The sequence below is a fragment of the Pseudomonas sp. ERMR1:02 genome (assembly GCF_002277815.1).
Lineage (GTDB): Bacteria > Pseudomonadota > Gammaproteobacteria > Pseudomonadales > Pseudomonadaceae > Aquipseudomonas.
In genome coordinates this window covers 199,763-217,841 of sequence record NZ_NKJI01000006.1, presented here as the reverse complement: position 1 = coordinate 217,841, position 18,079 = coordinate 199,763, and the positions used below count along the sequence as shown (strand labels likewise).

Genomic DNA, 18,079 nt, shown 5'->3' with positions numbered 1-18,079 from the left:
CAAAAATGAGCTTCAAGGGGTGCTCGCGCATTAACCCTACAAAAACACCTGTATTGTCATTCCAGAACGCGCTAAGGATTTCGTCGGATCAAGCAAATCGAGCTAGCGAGAGGCATTGTCAGCCCGAAACAAAACACTGTATAAATAACCAGACTTAATGCCTGGGAGCGGCTTTTATGCTGGTGCACCTGTCCGTACATAACTACGCCATCGTTGAACATCTCGATCTCGAACTCGATCGCGGGATGAGCGTGATCACAGGAGAAACCGGCGCCGGTAAGTCGATCATGCTCGACGCCCTGGGCCTGACGCTCGGTGATCGCGCCGACAGTGGCGTGGTCCGACCCGGGGCAGACAAGGCCGACATCCTGGCAACCTTCGATCTGGCCGATATTCCAGAAGCCAGCACATGGCTGGCGGAACGCGACCTTGAGAACGATGGCCCGTGCATCCTGCGCCGGGTGATCACGGCAGAAGGACGCTCGCGCGGCTACATCAATGGCACGCCCTGCCCTCTGGGCGACCTCAAGGCACTGGGCGAGCTGCTGATCGATATCCACAGCCAGCACGAACACCAATCCCTGCTCAAGACCGACACCCACCGTCGTCTGCTCGACGAGTACGCCGGCGCGACGGACCTTGCCCGCCAGGTACAGCTGGCTGCCCAACGCTGGCGCCAGACTCGCCAGGAACTGGAGCGACTCTCCAACTCAGGTGACGAGCAGCGCGCTCGTCACCAACTGCTCAGTTATCAACTTGAAGAGCTGGAAAACCTGGGCCTTGGCGACAATGAACTGGAGCAGCTGGAGCAGGAGCACAAGAACCTGACCAACGCTGAAACCCTGCTGGCTATCTGCCGGCAAGTGGTCGAGCAATGCAGCGAAAGTGACTCCGGCAACGTGCTGAACGCGCTCACGGCAAGCCTCAACCGCCTGTCGAGCGTGAACAATTCGATCGACGCGCTGGGCGAGGCCAGCAGTCTGCTGATCAGCGCGCAGATCCAGGTTGAAGAAGCTGTGGGTGAACTGAACCGCTTCCTCGACAATTTCGACGCCGACCCATCACGTCTTCAATACCTGGAAGAACGCCTCGATGCTATCTATACCCTTGCGCGCAAACACCGCATCCAGCCGACCGAAGTCGCCGAAATGCAGCAGAAGCTACTTGATGAAATCGAAACCCTGAATGCCAATGACGAATCCATCGAGCGACTGAGCGTTGAACTGTCGTCCTATGCTCGCCATTACCAGGAAAAGGCCCGCGAGCTGAGTGACTTGCGCCATCAGGCGTCGAGCAGCCTGGCCAGCTCCGTGGAACAGGAAATCCAGCGACTGGGCATGCCCGGCGGTCGCTTTACCATCGAACTACGCTCCAACAGCAGCGACGAACTGCTACCTAACGGGCTTGAGCAGGTAGAACTGCTGGTCAGTGCCAACCCGGGACAACCTTTGAAAGCCCTGGCGAAAGTCGCGTCGGGTGGCGAGCTGTCACGGATAAGCCTGGCCATCCAGGTGATCACCGCACAAACCTCTCGCGTGCCAACCCTGGTGTTCGACGAAGTGGACGTAGGTATTGGTGGCCCAACGGCCGAGATCGTCGGCCAGTTGTTGCGTCGTCTCGGGGAGCGAGGGCAGGTTCTGACCGTGACCCACTTGCCACAAGTAGCAGCGCAAGGTCATCAACATTTATTTGTGCACAAAGTGCGAGACGAGGATGCCACGCGTACTGCTGTCTCCAAATTGAGCAAGAACGATCGTGTCGAGGAGGTAGCTCGAATGCTGGGCGGCATCGATCTCACCAAGGAGTCCTTGGCTCACGCAAAAAAAATGGTGATCACTGCAAAAATTTAAGTCCGTTAGAAAGCACGAAGGCGACCCTGGGGTCGCCTTCGTTCGTTTCGCGAACCTTGCGTTCGCGCGACATGCTTACTTTTTCTTGCGTACGTATAGCACCAGATTGTGATCAACCATCTCGAAGCCATACTTGTCGACGATTGCTTTCTGCAGGCGCTCGATCTCTTCGTCGAAGAATTCGATCACTTCACTGGTCTCGACGTTGACCATATGGTCGTGATGCTTGCCGTCGTCCAGTTCGAAGACTGCATGGCCTCCGTCGAAGTTGTGCCGCACCACAAGGCCAGCTGCCTCGAACTGAGTGAGTACACGGTAAACCGTGGCCAGACCGACGTCCTCGCCAGCCTCCATCAGTGCCTTGTAGACATCCTCGGCACTCATGTGGCGCTGCTCGGCAGAGTCGAGCATTTGCAGAATCTTGACCCGTGGCAGGGTCACTTTGAGGCCGGCTTTGCGTAGTTCGCTATTTTCAACCATGGTCAGCTTTCTCGCGATGCTGCTTCGCAGCTTCTCTTAATGCGGGTATGATCGGCGTTTACGTTGTCCCAGCCAAGATAGTGGAAGTCGCCCACCGATGCAAAACACCAAGCTCTTGCTAACCAGTTTCACCTTTGTGGGACTGCTCGCACTCGCCGGTTGTTCATTCCCCGGGGTTTACAAAATCGACATCCAGCAGGGCAATGTCGTCACGCAGGACATGATAGACCAGTTACGCCCGGGAATGACCCGTAAGCAAGTAAGGTTTATCATGGGCAACCCTCTGCTGACCGACACGTTCCATGCCGATCGCTGGGATTACCTGTACAGCCTGCAACCAGGTGGCGGTGAACGCCAGCAGGAACGCATTAGCATTATCTTCAACCCAAATGATCAGCTTGTCAGCCTCTCCGGTGACTTCATGCCAGGTGTGAGCCGCGACGAGGCCATCCTTGGCAAGGACAGCGCCACGACAGTGACCGCACCAGCAGAAAACGCCGAGAAGCCAAAGCCGGAAAAACCGGTCAAGCCGGGTTCGTTGCTGGATCAAATCCAGAAGGAAGTGGACGGCGTAGAAACTACTCCAGTCCCGACTCCAGAACCGCTGGACACCACGCCGCAATAATTTGCTACTCAATAAAAAACCCGGCATGCCGGGTTTTTTATTGTCTGGCGCATGGAAGTTTACTGGTTCCGGTTTTTCGCCTCGGCAGCCTTGGCCGCACGCAGCCGGCGAACTTCTTTTGGATCAGCCAGCAATGGCCGATAAATTTCGATGCGATCCCCAGATTGAACCAGACGGCTTTCCGGGTCGGCGATCACCTTGCCGAAGATCCCCACGGGACAAGTGGCCAAATCCAGCTCTGGAAACGATTGGCCAATGCCAGATTCAAGCAACGCCACCCGAATGCTTGTGCCTGACGGCACGGTCAACGGCAGAAGCATCTGACGATCAATGGCGGCGTACACCACCTCGACATCGACCCCCGCCTCAACCATGCATTTGCTTGGCCCGCTGGCAGAATGCATCCACCAGCGTATTGGCCGCCTGATTGAACAATGGTCCAAGAGTCGCACGAACAATGGGCCCGGCGTAATCAAACGACAGATCCAGACTGATCTTGCAGGCCTTCTCGCCCAATGGCTTGAACACCCAGACACCGTGTAACTGAGTGAACGGCCCTTTTTCGAGGTTCATCTCGATCGACTGACCGGGAACAAGGGTATTGCGCGTCACGAAATGCTGGCTGAGCCCACCTTTAGCTACGCCGACGCTCGCGCGCATATGTTCAGGGGAGCTTTCCAGAACTTCGGCCGCTGAGCACCAAGGCAGAAATTCCGGGTACCGCGCCACGTCGTTGACCAGGTCATACAAGGCTTGCGCCGGGTACGGCAGCAAGGCCGAACGTGAAATGTGTGTCGTCATGTCAGCGTCACTTCCACAGCTGGGCGGCAAATACTACGAGAATGCCGATGGGCGCCACATAGCGCATCAAGAACAAAGACAGGGCGAACAACGCAGGGTTGCGGATCGACAGTTCGTCGCGCACCGCTTCCCGACCCATTACCCAGCCCGCAAATACCACGAAACACAAACCACCGAGTGGCAACATGATCCGCGAGGTAAAGAAATCGATCACACCGAAGAAATCCAGCCCGCCCGCGGCGCCCCATTGGTAGAGATGGAACAAGCCGCCTTCGTTCACGAAAAACCTGGCTTGCTTCCAGACATTGAAGGAAAACACTGTACCCAGACCAACAAACCAGCAGGTGAATGCCAGCCAGAAGGTCACCCAGGCGCGGCTGACTTTGCTCCGCTCGACCAGGTACGCCACCATCGGCTCGAGCAGCGAGATAGCCGAACTCCAGGCGGCAATCGCCACCAGCACAAAGAACACTACGCCCATCAACTGGCCGAATGCTACGTTACCGAAGGCAAACGGCAGGCTCACAAACATCAAACCTGGGCCTTCGCTTGGGTTCAGCCCTGCGGCGAACACAATCGGAAACAATGCCAGGCCTGCCACCAGGGAAACAAAAGTATCGAGCAGAGCCACGCCAACGATGGTCCCGGAAATCGATGAACTCTTTGGCATGTAAGCGCCGTAGATCATGATCGAACCGACGCCTACGCTCAGGGAAAAGAACGCGTGCCCCATGGCCGGCAACAAGCCGTCGAGGACTTTTTCCGGATGGAAGTCGAACATGAAATGCACACCATCCATGAAATGCCCGGTGGTCATGCTGTAGCCCAGCAGAACAATCACCATCACGAACAATAACGGCATCATGATTCGCAGGCTGCGCTCAAGCCCGGCGACCACACCCTTGGCGATCACGACCGCCGAAAGCAGCATGAAAATCGTGTGCCAAAGCGTCAGGCGCCACGGGTCGGCAATGACGCTGCCAAAGTAGGCACCGACCTGATCGGGTGTCGCCCCCTGGAAGTCACCACGCCCCATGTCGATAATGTAATCCAGCGACCAACCGCCGACGACACTATAGAAAGACAGGATCAGCAATGCAGTGATCATTCCGGCAAACGCGCCCCAGGACCATCTGCCCGAATGCCCCGCCTCCCGCGCCAGTGCTTTCAAGGCATTGGCCGGACTCTGCCGGGCACGCCGGCCGATCAGGGTTTCCGCCAGCATGACCGGGATGCCGATCAGTGCAATACAGACCAGGAACACCAACACGAAGGCGCCGCCACCATAGACGCCGACCATGTACGGGAATTTCCAGATACTACCCAGCCCTACGGCCGAACCGGTCGCGGCGAGTATGAAAACCCAACGGCTAGCCCAACTGCCGTGGACAGAAACCTTGTCTGTCGACATCGTTACTACGACCAAGCATTCAAAAAAGAGCACGCATTGTCCGGGATTCAATCAACCTGCTCAAGCACGTAGCATCACCGTAGCCGACTCGCGTGCAACTCCCTATAATGCCGCCCCTATGGCTAAACAGAAGAAACACCCCACAGGGACCATCGCGCAAAATAAAAAGGCGCGACACGATTACTTCATCGAACATCGTTTCGAGGCTGGTCTGGTCCTGGCCGGCTGGGAAGTAAAAGTTTGCGGGCGAGCAAGCTACAACTGGTTGACAGTTATGTACTGCTCAAGGATGGCGAAGCATGGCTACTCGGCAGCCACATTACGCCCCTGACGACCGCCAGCACCCACGTCATCGCTGATCCGATCCGCACGCGAAAATTGCTGCTTAATCGACGCGAACTGGAAAAGCTGGCCGCCGCCGTACAGCAAAAAGGTTACGCCTGCGTATGCCTGTCCTGGTACTGGAGCAAGCACATGGTCAAGTGCGAGATTGCTCTGGGCAAGGGCAAGAAGGAATACGACAAGCGTGATACCGAGCGCGAACGCGACGCCGGTCGCGAGCTGCAGCGCGCGGTACGGAACAAGGGCAAGGAAGATTAATTTTTTCGCCCTTGAGGCCCCCTTCGCGGGCAAGCCTCGCTCCTACGGAACAACGCAATCCCGTAGGAGTGAGGCTTGCCCGCGAATGTTTCACCGCAAATTAATCTGACTACGTCCCCTTGCGCCGCTCCGCCCGAGCCATGCGCTGCACTTCCTGACGCACCTCTTCCAGCACTTCCTGCACATACAGAATGTGGCGGCTGGAGACTTCCCGCGCCTGCTCCGCCCTGCCTTCGATAATCGCCAGATACAACTCCCGGTGCTGCGTGATCAGCATGTCGCGGGTTTCAGTGCGCTGCTTGTACATGCCGCCAATGTTGGTCACCACGTTGCGCTTGAGCAGGTCGAACAAACCGCGAATGGTGTGCAGCAGCACCGCGTTGTGACTGGCCTCGGCAATCGCCAGATGGAATTTCGCATCTGCCGCGCCCTCTTCGGCCCGACTGACTTCATCGTGGCGCGAATAGCAGTCCTGCAACTCGTTGAAGGCCGCGGTCAGCCGCTCGCGATCAACATCCGTTGCGCGTAACGCGGCGTAATAAGCACAGGACGCTTCCAGCGTATGGCGAAACTCCAATAGATCACGTTGAGCCTCGGGATTGCTTTCAAGCAGTTGCAGCAATGGATCGCTGAAGGTCGTGCCCAGGGATTCCACCACATAATTGCCGCCACCCTGGCGACTGACCAGCAAGCCCTTGGCGACCAGTTTCTGAATGGCTTCGCGCAACGAAGGGCGCGACACGCCGAACTGTTCGGCCAATGCGCGCTCGGCCGGCAGGCGCTCACCCGCCTTTAGTGTGCCTTCGAGGATCATGCCCTCTAACTGCTCGACAATATCGTCAGACAAACGGCGCTGACGAATCTGATCAAACCCCATAACTCGATATCTCCACGACCCGACGGCTCGCCGGGGCTCTATTCTGGCCTATCCATGCGGCCGCGGCACCTGCCAGCCAGCATTTCCCCCTTTGGATCAGATGATCTTGAGAGACCTGCATTCGACAAAAGTTTTAGGGCGGCAAATTGACACACCACCTACAAGGCTTTTACCCTAGCCAACAGCGATTGTAAATTGGTATTACCAATTATCCAAGAACGCTGATCAGTGCCTGACCAACAACAATTAGGGGCCACCCCATATGCAAACCTGGCAACAGCTCTACAGCCCTCTCGGCAGCCTCGGTTTATCCGCGCTAGCAGCCGTCATCCCAATCGTGTTTTTCTTTCTGGCCCTGGCCGTGTTCCGTCTCAAAGGTCACGTAGCCGGAAGCATTACCCTGGCCTTGTCGATTCTGGTGGCAATCTTTGCGTTCCAGATGCCAGTTGACATGGCATTCGCCGCCGCCGGATATGGCTTCGCCTACGGTCTGTGGCCGATTGCCTGGATCATCGTGGCGGCTGTGTTCCTCTACAAACTCACGGTCAAGAGCGGCCAGTTCGAAGTGATCCGTAGTTCGGTGCTGTCGATTACCGATGACCAGCGCCTGCAAGTGCTGCTGATCGGTTTCTGCTTCGGCGCCTTTCTCGAAGGTGCAGCGGGTTTCGGCGCGCCGGTAGCGATTACCGCCGCATTATTGGTCGGACTGGGCTTCAACCCGCTGTACGCCGCGGGTCTGTGCCTGATTGCGAACACCGCTCCGGTGGCGTTCGGCGCCCTCGGCATTCCGATCATCGTTGCCGGGCAAGTGACCGGTATCGACGCGTTCAAGATCGGCGCCATGGCCGGTCGTCAATTGCCCCTGCTGTCGCTGTTCGTGCCGTTCTGGCTGGTGTTCATGATGGATGGCCTGCGCGGCGTCCGCGAAACCTGGCCTGCAGCACTGGTGGCCGGCTTGAGCTTTGCCGTGACCCAGTACTTCACCTCGAACTTCATCGGCCCGGAACTGCCGGACATTACTTCAGCCCTGGTCAGCCTGATTTCCCTGACCTTGTTCCTGAAAATCTGGCAGCCGAAACGCGCCTCTGGCCAACACATTGCCGGTGCCGTCTCTGCCTCCGTGGTAACCGCAAGCGTCGGTGGTTTTGGCCAAAAGCGCACGACCACAGCTTCGCCTTACAGCCTGGGTGAAATCTTCAAGGCCTGGTCGCCATTCCTGATCCTCACCGTGCTGGTCACCATCTGGACCCTGAAACCGTTCAAGGCGATGTTTGCCGCCGGCGGCTCGATGTACAGCTGGGTGTTCAACTTCGCCATTCCGCACCTGGACCAGATGGTGATCAAGGTAGCGCCGATCGTGGCCGCTCCAACCGCTATCCCAGCGGTGTTCAAACTTGACCCGATTTCCGCGACCGGCACGGCGATTTTCTTCTCGGCGCTGATCTCCATGCTGATCTTGAAGATCAACATCAAAACTGGTCTGACCACTTTTAAAGAGACCTTCTACGAACTGCGCTGGCCGATTCTGTCGATCGGCATGGTGCTGGCCTTCGCCTTCGTCACCAACTACTCAGGCATGTCGTCGACCATGGCGCTGGTATTGGCCGCCACCGGCGCAGCCTTCCCGTTCTTCTCGCCGTTCCTCGGCTGGCTGGGCGTGTTCCTGACCGGTTCCGATACCTCGTCCAACGCGCTGTTCAGCTCGTTACAAGCGACCACTGCACATCAGATCGGCGTCAACGACACCTTGCTGGTAGCGGCGAACACCAGCGGCGGCGTGACCGGCAAGATGATCTCGCCACAATCGATCGCCGTGGCCTGCGCCGCGACCGGCCTGGTGGGCAAGGAATCGGATCTGTTCCGCTTCACGCTCAAGCACAGCCTGTTCTTTGCAACCATCGTCGGCCTGATCACCCTGGCTCAGGCCTACTGGTTGACCGGCATGCTGGTGCACTAAGTACTACACGCAGCTACATGAGTACGTCAGAAAAAACCGACGCCGGATCACGATTCCGGTCAGCTATTCACTACCCGGTCTGTAAGGCTGCTGAAAGAATCTCTCTTTATATTCAGCAGCCTCAGCGGACGGATAACCGGCCGAGAGACACGCCTGATGAGCGAGCTTTTTTACAACGCTGTGCCGAATGCGACCCGTGTCGCCCCGCCACTGCCTGAGCCTCGGCAATATCCCAGTGAGAAACCGCAACGGGTGTATCTGTTCGGGACTTGCGTAGTGGATTTGTTCTACCCGGAAGCCGGAATGGACGCGATCCGCTTGCTGGAGCGCGAAGGTATCCGTGTCGAGTACCCGCAAGGGCAAAGTTGCTGCGGACAACCGGCCTACACTTCGGGCTACACCGAGCAGGCCAGAACCGTCGCACGCTCGCAACTGGCGCTATTTGCTGGGGATTATCCGGTAGTGGTGCCATCCGGTTCCTGCGCGGGCATGTTGCGCGAGCACTATGCCGACCTGTTTAAGGACGAGCCGCAAATGTTGAAACAGGTTCAGGCATTGGCTGCCAGAACCTATGAACTTGCCGAGTTCCTGTTGTTCGTCTGCAAGGTGCAGCTCAAGGACAGCGGCACACCGGTGAAAGTGGCGCTGCACACGTCGTGCTCGGCACGCCGTGAAATGAATACCCACTTGCACGGGCGCGAGCTGTTGTCGCAATTGAGCAACGTGGAGCGGGTCGAGCACAATCACGAAAGCGAATGCTGTGGCTTCGGCGGACTTTCAGCGTCCGTATGCCAGACATTTCCGGGGCGATGGTGGCTGACAAGACCCGGTCGTTGAAGGAGTCCGGTGCGCACAAGGTGCTGAGTGCCGACTGCGGTTGCCTGATGAATATCAACGGCTCGCTGGAGAAACAGAAAGAAGCGTTGCGTGGCCAACACTTGGCGAGCTTCCTCTGGCAGCGAACCGGAGGCGCGCAATGAACGCTTCCGCGATTATTCCTACGGTCGCCGTAGAAGAAGATTTCCGAACCCGTGCTCACAAGGCATTGGGTGACGCGCAATTGCGAAACAACTTTCGCAAGGCGATGGATTCACTGATGACAAAACGGGCAACGGCTTTCAGCGATGCCCATGAAAGAGAAGATCTGCGAGCGCTGGGCAATGCTGTCCGCGCCCGTGCGTTATCCAAGTTGCCCGACCTGCTCGAGCAGCTTGAACAGAACCTGACCCGCAACGGTGTGACAGTGCACTGGGCGGAAACGGTGGACGAGGCCAATGGCATCGTCCTCTCGATCATCCGCGCTCACGAGGGGCGGCAAGTGATCAAGGGCAAATCGATGGTCAGCGAAGAGATGGAGATGAACCATATCCTCGCTGAACAGGGCATTGAATGCCTGGAATCGGACATGGGCGAGTACATCGTCCAGCTCGACCACGAGAAGCCTTCACACATTATTATGCCGGCGATCCACAAGAATGCCGGTCAGGTCGCGTCCTTGTTCCACGACAAACTTGGCGTGGAATATACCAAGGACGTTGACCAACTCATTCAGATCGGTCGCAGGGTCCTGCGGCAGAAATTCTTCGAAGCGGACATCGGCGTCTCCGGCGTCAACTTTGCCGTGGCCGAAACCGGCACCCTGCTTTTGGTGGAAAACGAAGGCAACGGCCGCATGACCACCACGGTGCCACCGGTGCACATCGCCGTCACCGGCATCGAAAAAGTTGTGGAAAACCTGCGCGACGTGGTGCCGCTGTTGTCGCTGCTGACCCGTTCGGCCCTGGGCATTCCGATCACCACCTACGTCAACATGATCTCCGGCCCGCGCAAGGAGCATGAGCTCGACGGCCCGCAGGAAGTGCACCTGGTATTGCTGGACAACGGTCGCAGCCAGGCTTTTGCCGACAGCGAATTGCGCCAGACTCTGAATTGCATCCGTTGCGGCGCCTGTATGAATCATTGCCCGGTCTACACCCGCATCGGCGGCCATGCCTACGGTGAGGTTTACCCCGGTCCTATCGGAAAAATCATCACCCCGCACATGGTCGGCCTGGCGAAAGTACCGGACCACCCGAGCGCCTCCTCGTTGTGCGGTGCCTGCGGTGAAGTGTGCCCGGTCAAAATCCCGATACCTTCTTTGCTGCGGCGTTTGCGCGAAGAGAACGTCAAAGCGCCCGATAGCCCGCATCAAGCGATGCGCGGTCAGGGCAGCAAGTACTCGCGCAAGGAACGGTTCATCTGGAACGCCTGGGCCAGGCTCAACAGTTCGCCGAGGCTGTATCGCCTGTTCGGTTTCTTCGCCACGCGCCTGCGCGCATTCGCGCCGAACAATGTCGGCCCGTGGACGCAAAACCACAGCGCGCCAAAACCCGCCGCCCGTTCACTACATGACATGGCTCGCGAGCATCTGGCCAAACAGGGAGATCGTTGATGAGCGCCAAACAAAATATCCTCGGCAAATTGCGTAAAAGTCTGACCGGCACCACACCCGTGGCGGACAACTTCGATGTCGATTTGGTGACCGCGCCTTACACCTACACCGCGGAACAACGCATCCCGCAGCTGCGCAAACTGATGGAAGCGGTGCACACGGAAATCCATCTGACATCTGGAGAAGACTGGCCGGCATTGCTGGCAAAACTGCTGCTGGATCGTCAGCTTCCGAGCCTATTGATCGCGCCGACCACACCTCACGGTCAACGTGTCACTCAGCATTGGGTGAATAATCCGCACCTGCCGACACTCAAGGCCTACGACCGTCCAGTGGAAGAATGGAAAGCCGAACTGTTCAACGACACGCCGGCGAGCCTGACCACGACCCTCGGCGCAATCGCTGCGACAGGTAGCCTGATTATCTGGCCGACGCGGGAAGAACCACGTTTGATGAGCCTGGCGCCACCGGTGCATTTCGCCCTGCTCAAGGCCAGCGAAATCCGCGATAACTTCTATCAGGTGCAGCAGGAGTTCGAATGGGCCCAAGGCATGCCGACCAATGCGTTGCTGGTGTCCGGCCCGTCGAAGACAGCCGACATCGAGCAGGTCCTGGCATACGGCGCCCACGGTCCGAAAGACCTGGTGGTGTTGATCCTGGAGGACCAATGAGTCTACCGGCCGCTTTCCTGCGTGATGCGCAGCAACTGATCCCCCGGGAGCGTCGCTTCGACGACCCGTTGTCGACCTTGGCTTTTGGCACCGACGCTAGCTTCTATCGGCTGATTCCGCAATTGGTGATCCGCGTCGAGTCTGAAGATGAAGTGGTGGCACTGCTGGAGCTGGCACAGCGCGACCAGGTTCCGGTGACCTTCCGCGCAGCCGGTACCAGCCTGTCCGGCCAGGCGATTAGCGACTCGGTTTTGATCGTCCTTGGGGATAACTGGAACGGCCGCGAAATCCGTGACCATGGCACGCAAATCCGCCTGCAACCGGGTGTGATCGGCGCACAGGCCAATGCCTGGCTGGCGCCGTTCGGGCGCAAGATCGGTCCCGACCCGGCGTCGATCAACGCCTGCAAAATCGGCGGCATCGTCGCCAACAATGCCAGCGGCATGTGCTGTGGCACGGCGCAAAATACCTATCACACGTTGGCCGGTATTCGCCTGGTGCTGGCCGATGGCAGCCGCCTCGACACTGAAGATGCCGCCAGTGTTTCGACGTTTCGCCAAAGCCATGCACAGTTACTGGAGCGCCTGGCGACATTGGGCCGTGAGACCCGCGCCAACGCCGAACTCGCCGCAAAAATTCGCCACAAATATCGTCTGAAAAACACCACCGGCCTTTCACTCAACGCCTTGGTGGATTACGACGAGCCTGTGGATATCTTGAGCCACTTGCTGGTGGGCTCCGAAGGCACCCTCGGTTTCATCAGCGCGGTGACTTACGACACGGTGATCGACCACCCGAACAAAGCCTCGGCGTTGATCGTCTTTGCGAACGTGGAGACCTGCTGCAATGCCGTCACCGTGCTGAAAAGCCAACCGGTGTCAGCCGTGGAACTGCTGGATCGCCGCAGCCTGCGCTCGGTGCAGAACAAACCCGGCATGCCCGCTTTCGTACAGCATCTGTCGAACAATGCCTGTGCCTTGCTGATCGAATCCCGCGCTGCGTCGTCCACATTGCTGCAGGAACAGCTGGCGCAAATCATGGCGTCACTGGCGTCGTTCCCGGTGGAGAAGCAGGTCGACTTCACCGAAGACCCGCTGGAAAACGCCCGCCTCTGGGCAATCCGCAAAGACACCTTCCCCGCCGTCGGCGCGGTGCGCAAAACCGGCACCACAGTGATCATCGAGGATGTGACCTTCCCGGTGGAACAACTGGCCATCGGCGTTAACCGCCTGATCGAGTTGTTCGATAAACATCACTACGAGGAAGCGATCCTTTTCGGACACGCACTGGAAGGCAATCTGCACTTCGTCTTTACCCAGGGGTTCAACAACCCGGAAGAAGTCGCGCGCTACCAGGCGTTCATGGACGACGTGGCGCAATTGGTCGCGGTGGAGTTTGGCGGTTCGCTCAAGGCTGAACACGGCACCGGGCGCAACATGGCGCCATTCGTTGAGCTGGAGTGGGGCAGCGATGCCTACCAGTTGATGTGGCAACTCAAACACCTGCTCGATCCCAACGGCATTCTCAATCCGGATGTGGTGCTCAGCGAAGACCCGCAAATTCACCTCAAGCATCTCAAGCCTTTACCGGCCGCCGACGAGATTGTGGACAAGTGCATAGAGTGCGGTTTCTGCGAACCGGTCTGCCCGTCGAAAGGCCTGACCCTGAGCCCGCGCCAGCGCATTGTGATCTGGCGGGACATTCAGGCGAAGAAACGCGCCGGGGTCGACACCCGCGAGCTTGAAGCGGCGTATGAATATCAGGGCATCGATACCTGCGCTGCCACCGGTCTGTGTGCGCAACGTTGCCCGGTAGGCATCAATACCGGAGAGCTAGTGAAAAAGCTTCGCGGCCAGCACGCAACCCATACGAAGACCGCCAACTGGCTGGAAGGAAATTTCGCCACGGCGCTGCAAGGCGCTCGTTTCACCCTGCACGTGGCCAACGGTGCGCGGATGTTGCTGGGTGCACCGCGACTGGCAAGGCTTTCGGCTACTGTGACCCGCTTGTCAAAAGGGCAAATCCCGCAGTGGACCAACGCCATGCCGCAGCCTGAACGGGCGATCCGTTTCAGCCCGACTGTGACCGACGAGCGCCCGCGCGTGGTGTATCTGGCCGCATGCGTTTCCCGCACCATGGGGCCCGCGGCCGGCGACAAGGAACAAATGTCGCTGTACGACAAAACCCGCGGTCTGCTGGAAAAGGCCGGCTATCAAGTGGTGTTCCCGGACAACCTGGACAACCTTTGCTGCGGCCAGCCGTTCGCGTCCAAAGGCTACGCCGAGCAAGCCGAACACAAACGCCAGGAGCTGATCGGCGCCCTGCTCCACGCCAGCCGAGGCGGGCTCGACCCGATCTATTGCGACACCAGCCCCTGCACCTTGCGCTTGGCCCAGGACCTTGGCGATACGCGCCTGGACCTGTACGACCCGGTGCGTTTCATCCGCACGCATCTGATGGATCGACTGGACTTCACGCCGCAGGACACGCCGATCGCGGTGCATGTCACCTGCAGCACCCAGCACCTCGGGGAAAGCCAGGCATTGATCGATCTGGCGCGCAAGTGCAGCAAGAACGTGGTCATCCCCGAAGGCATTCACTGCTGCGGATTTGCCGGCGACAAGGGTTTCACCACGCCGGAATTGAACGCGCATTCTTTAAGGACCCTGAAGGACGCAGTGCAGCAATGCAGCGAGGGGATTTCTACCAGCCGCACCTGTGAGATCGGTCTGACGCAACACGGCGCAATTGACTACCACGGGCTAGTCTATCTGGTGGACCGCGTTACCCAGGCCAGGGTGACCTGATGACAAGGCCTCAAGGAAGACGCATTCAAGCGCCTGTTCAGTAGTTTCTTGCGGGTATCAACACAGAAAAACAGAACCCTGACGTGTCGCCGCAGTCCACCGATCAGGTCCCGCCAATGCGGGACTTTCCCAATACTCGGCAGCCCGTCCTGATGGCCAGCGATGCCTGGCCACTCAGTTCAAGGAGATACTCATGAAACGTTCTGTACTGTTTGGTCTGTTCGTTACTGCCTCAATGCTGGCCTCCCCCTCGTTTGCCGCCGAAAAAGATCAATGCGCGATCAATCTGCTAACCATCGAAAACGCAAAGACACAGATTCCACCCGAAATGACTGACCAAGTAGCGGACTCTGTCGAGAAAGCCCAAGCCGACCATGCAAAAGGCACCAAACAAGGCGTTGATGATTGCGTCGCCGAGACCAACCAAACCATCCAAGACCTCAAGAACGCGAGCAAAGGCGGAAAGTAACTCTCAGCTCAGGGCCAACCTTTGGGTTGGCCTTCCGGGCCACATTGACGTAGACTGTACAGGCTTGTTGCTCATCGTGATTTACGAGCAATGAGTTCGGGGCCGTTTAGGATTCGACGCCGGTCGCGAAACTTTAGGTGCATGCCGAGTTGGTAACAGAACTCGTAAATCCACTGTTGCAACTACTTATAGTTGCCAATGACGATAACCACGGCCAGGAATTCGCTATCGCTGCGTAAGCAGCCTTAGACCTGAGCTTCTGGTACCTTCGGGTCCAGCAATCATCAGGGGATGTCTGTAAACCCAAAATGATTGTCATATAGAACAGAATCGCCGTGCAGTACGTTGTGGACGAAGCGGCTAAAACTTACACAACTCGCCCAAAGCACCCTGCCCGTCGGGTCGCTGAGGGTTAACTTAATAGACACGGCTACGCATGTAGTACCGACAGCGGAGTACTGGCGGACGGGGGTTCAAATCCCCCCGGCTCCACCAAACACACATCTAAAGACGTCCACGGACGTCTTTTTTTGTGCCTGAAATCCAGTAAATACAACACCTTCAGCACCTATAGCGTCCAGAGACGTCCCGGCAGTGGTCAGCCCCTGCACGCCCGGAAGGGTCAATCTGCAGCCAAGCCCGCACAAGATCCACTTGGCGGGCTTTTTGGTGGCTGACATCACTAGCTTCGGGAGTTGCAGTCTTCGGACCCTGTATCCAAATCAGGGCAGGTCGTTGTTGAACGGCAGCAAAGGTCCCTGACTGACTGTGCGACCTTCTGCGCCGACGGGTTTAATCACCACTTGCGCATCTGCCGCCCGTTGGGTCGATGACGTATCAGCCGCCTGTGGGGTCACGCTGTTTTCGTCACCCACTGCGCCTTGCAAAACGACCAGCTCCGGATGATCGAATGGAGCTCGCTCCCATGCGACTCGCGGATCGGTCAACCCGACCTCCAAGAACTTGACCAGTGCGTCTATGTCAGAGGAGGAAAGGCTCAGGGGTTTTATTCTCGGAGCGAGGTTTGATGTGTTGTGCTGATTTACGCTGGGATGGTCGAATCCGGTGGTGTTGTTCGCATCCCGACCGCGCTGGTCACCACCTCGGTTGTAGAACTCCACGACTTGTTGGAGGGTCGCCCGGCTGCCATTGTGGAAATAGGGCCCGGTCAAAGCGACGTTGCGCAGCGTTGGTATCTTGAAGGACCCATCGACAGAATCGCGGAAGCCGACTTTGGGCTTGAGCGTCGAGTCACAAGGTATAGCTGGGCTCAATGGCACTTCGAATGTGCAAACGTCGACAATAAACGGATCAGGCACTTTTCCGCCTTGCAGCACGGTGTTGTATTGGCGGGTGAAAGACAACTGGTTACCAAATGGGTCCGTGCCGCCGTTCCCCAGGTCCTCCGAAGTCGGGCGCACACCTACGTTGAAGAAGCCGCTGTCATGGAGCGTCGTCAGGTTGTCAGCCATCTCAATACGGTCGATGAGCGCACCGGGCAGGCGCCGCGAAAGGCTGGCTGCGGTCGTCAATTCCGGTCCAGCGTGGCATTTGACGCACTGGCCCTTGCCAGTGAAAATGTTCATGCCCTTGACTTGCTGGTCATTCAATGCCTGACGATTACCGTTCAAGTAGTCATCCAGCGGCGCCTTATCAGAGACCAGGGTGGATTCGTACATCTGGATCGCGAGCCCGAAGTAGAGCGGGAAATTAGCCTCCATCTGGCTATACGGCGTGCCGCCCAGCGAAACCTGCTGCTTTGCGTTCCACAGTCGTGGCTGGAAGACCTTCTGGACCATGTCACGGTAGGTGGGTCGGCTTGCCCCGGAGAAAGCACTCAGTACCGAATCGGTTGGGGCGATCTTCTGTTGGGCGAGCATCTGCCTGTCGAGCATGCGTCGGCCGATGTCGGCGAAGGTCCGTCCGCCGCAGGACATTTCCGTCCCGTTGCCGGGAGGGCCCACGGACTGCGAGGCGGCAGAAGCATTGTCGAGTGCTAGCCGCACCTTGGCCGCTACCCCGCTGGCATCGTTGGTGACGAAAATGCCAGCATCGGGATCGCGATTGCCGAACGGCGAGAAGCCATTGAAGACGTTGTTGGCCCGGCCGTCCCAAAAATTGCGAAAGTTGAAGGCGGCGTTGATCACCGAAGGTGCGTTGCGCCCGGTAGTACGACGCACATTCATGGCACCCACATGGAAGTTGCCGTCCAGCAGCTGCGTGCAGTCGTCGAAACGCGATGGAGACGCCTTGATGAATTTGGCGTTGAAAACACCTTGTGAGCCGGTCACATCGTCGCTCGAGTAGAGGATCGCCGAGTTGTGATCGAGCGGATCAGCCAGCACATGGGTCGGAAAGTCGGTTTTCTTGAGCATGTAGTTCGGGCCGCCCTTGCCACCGGACCGGGTCGTGTATGAGGCCACGTCGCCAGGAATGTTGGACGCTGCGAACGGCTTGTTGAAGAGCGACGCGACGTTCGCATCGGTGTTATTTCCGCCGGGATTGAGCTGGTTGGTGATCCGGTGATCAACCCCGGCGTGAAAGTGGCAAGACGCGCAAGCGGTTTGGCCATCGCTGCCGATGTTCATGTCCCAGAAAAGGGCCTTGCCCAATTGGATCGCCGCTGCGCGATTTTGCACGTAGTCGGTCATCAGATCGACTTTGCGTCCGCCCTCGGTTCCCGAGGGGTCGGGCGGCGTCATGCCGCGTAGGGACTGCAGCTTGAGTGATGAGTCCGACTCGGTTGCTGGCTGTGGTGTGGTTGCTGGCGCTGACCCTTTAGCAGCGAAGGCACTCTTGTAGGGCAGACTGACTGCAACCAGTCCGCCTGCGACCGCGCAGGTCAAGCTGATAGTTCGAAGGATGCTCAAGTGTTTCTTCATGATGATATTACTCGATCCAGTTTGGGGTTACCGAGTTCGGGGGCTGTCCTTTTTCGAAATGAATTCCTGGCCAGAAATCTTTCTGTTGGCGCGAGTTATCACGTCGACTCGAAGTTGGCTGGCATAAAGCGTAGTTAAATCAGGCGAAGCGCTATTTTATATGCTCAATTGGAATGCCCTCCTGTCACAATGTAGCGGGTGCCTAGACCAACTCTAGC

At 57.9% G+C, this 18,079-nt stretch carries 13 protein-coding genes, 1 other RNA gene and 2 pseudogenes; 10 read left to right on the top strand and 6 right to left on the bottom strand.

Annotation, left to right across the window (positions count from 1 at the left end):
* The first annotated feature begins 176 nt into the window (after positions 1–176).
* Complete coding sequence (gene recN / locus CES87_RS13805) at positions 177–1,850, top strand: DNA repair protein RecN (protein WP_128606540.1); 1,674 nt, start codon at positions 177–179, stop codon at positions 1,848–1,850.
* Between the two features lie 75 nt (positions 1,851–1,925).
* Here recN and fur read toward each other — a convergent pair whose 3' ends face one another.
* Positions 1,926–2,330 carry a ferric iron uptake transcriptional regulator gene (gene fur, locus CES87_RS13800; protein WP_003197684.1) on the bottom strand — a complete coding sequence of 135 codons (405 nt, stop codon included), beginning with the start codon at positions 2,328–2,330 and terminating at the stop codon, positions 1,926–1,928.
* A gap of 97 nt (positions 2,331–2,427) precedes the next feature.
* On the opposite strand from fur, the gene CES87_RS13795 reads away from it, so the two are divergent.
* Positions 2,428–2,955, top strand: a complete 528-nt coding sequence (locus CES87_RS13795) for an outer membrane protein assembly factor BamE (protein ID WP_128606539.1) — start codon at positions 2,428–2,430, stop codon at positions 2,953–2,955.
* A gap of 59 nt (positions 2,956–3,014) precedes the next feature.
* On the opposite strand, the gene CES87_RS13790 is transcribed toward CES87_RS13795, so the two are convergent.
* The 3 genes from CES87_RS13790 to CES87_RS13780 are packed head-to-tail and all read right to left on the bottom strand — an operon-like array spanning position 3,015 to position 5,167.
* Positions 3,015–3,329 (bottom strand): RnfH family protein, encoded by a 315-nt coding sequence (locus tag CES87_RS13790; RefSeq protein ID WP_128606538.1) that lies wholly within the window; start codon positions 3,327–3,329, stop codon positions 3,015–3,017.
* Entirely contained in the window at positions 3,322–3,756 is a 435-nt protein-coding gene (locus CES87_RS13785) for a type II toxin-antitoxin system RatA family toxin (protein ID WP_128606537.1), read from the bottom strand. Before CES87_RS13785 ends, CES87_RS13790 begins: the two co-directional genes overlap by 8 nt.
* 7 nt (positions 3,757–3,763) lie before the next feature.
* Positions 3,764–5,167: a sodium-dependent transporter gene (locus tag CES87_RS13780; RefSeq protein WP_128606536.1), complete on the bottom strand. Its 1,404-nt coding sequence runs from the start codon at positions 5,165–5,167 to the stop codon at positions 3,764–3,766.
* On the opposite strand from CES87_RS13780, the pseudogene smpB reads away from it, so the two are divergent.
* Positions 5,055–5,767, top strand: a pseudogene (gene smpB / locus CES87_RS13775) (SsrA-binding protein SmpB). The gene CES87_RS13780 and the pseudogene smpB sit on opposite strands and share 113 nt — an antisense overlap.
* Positions 5,768–5,876: 109 nt before the next feature.
* Here smpB and CES87_RS13770 read toward each other — a convergent pair.
* Positions 5,877–6,644, bottom strand: a complete 768-nt coding sequence (locus CES87_RS13770) for a GntR family transcriptional regulator (RefSeq protein ID WP_128606535.1) — start codon at positions 6,642–6,644, stop codon at positions 5,877–5,879.
* Between the two features lie 262 nt (positions 6,645–6,906).
* Here CES87_RS13770 and CES87_RS13765 point away from each other — a divergent pair, with 262 nt between their 5' ends.
* From CES87_RS13765 to ssrA, 7 genes and pseudogenes are all read left to right on the top strand, one after another.
* Positions 6,907–8,601, top strand: a complete 1,695-nt coding sequence (locus CES87_RS13765) for a lactate permease LctP family transporter (RefSeq protein WP_128606534.1) — start codon at positions 6,907–6,909, stop codon at positions 8,599–8,601.
* A gap of 156 nt (positions 8,602–8,757) precedes the next feature.
* A pseudogene (locus CES87_RS13760) lies at positions 8,758–9,581 on the top strand ((Fe-S)-binding protein).
* Positions 9,578–11,032: a LutB/LldF family L-lactate oxidation iron-sulfur protein gene (locus CES87_RS13755; protein ID WP_128606533.1), complete on the top strand. Its 1,455-nt coding sequence runs from the start codon at positions 9,578–9,580 to the stop codon at positions 11,030–11,032. The pseudogene CES87_RS13760 and the gene CES87_RS13755 overlap by 4 nt, the downstream one beginning before the upstream one ends.
* Complete coding sequence (locus tag CES87_RS13750; RefSeq protein WP_128606532.1) at positions 11,032–11,703, top strand: lactate utilization protein; 672 nt, start codon at positions 11,032–11,034, stop codon at positions 11,701–11,703. The genes CES87_RS13755 and CES87_RS13750 overlap by 1 nt, the downstream gene beginning before the upstream one ends.
* A complete protein-coding gene (locus tag CES87_RS13745) occupies positions 11,700–14,510 on the top strand; it encodes an FAD-binding and (Fe-S)-binding domain-containing protein (RefSeq protein ID WP_128606531.1) in 2,811 nt (936 codons plus the stop codon). The genes CES87_RS13750 and CES87_RS13745 overlap by 4 nt, the downstream gene beginning before the upstream one ends.
* 193 nt (positions 14,511–14,703) lie before the next feature.
* The gene (locus tag CES87_RS13740) at positions 14,704–14,979 is read left to right on the top strand and encodes a hypothetical protein (protein WP_128606530.1); all 276 of its coding nucleotides are present in this window, start codon (positions 14,704–14,706) and stop codon (positions 14,977–14,979) included.
* A 98-nt stretch (positions 14,980–15,077) separates the two neighbouring features.
* Positions 15,078–15,474, top strand: a transfer-messenger RNA (tmRNA) gene (ssrA, locus tag CES87_RS13735).
* A 227-nt stretch (positions 15,475–15,701) separates the two neighbouring features.
* Here the strand turns inward: ssrA and CES87_RS13730 are convergent.
* Positions 15,702–17,861, bottom strand: a complete 2,160-nt coding sequence (locus CES87_RS13730) for a cytochrome-c peroxidase (protein WP_128606529.1) — start codon at positions 17,859–17,861, stop codon at positions 15,702–15,704.
* Between the last annotated feature and the right edge of the window lie 218 nt (positions 17,862–18,079).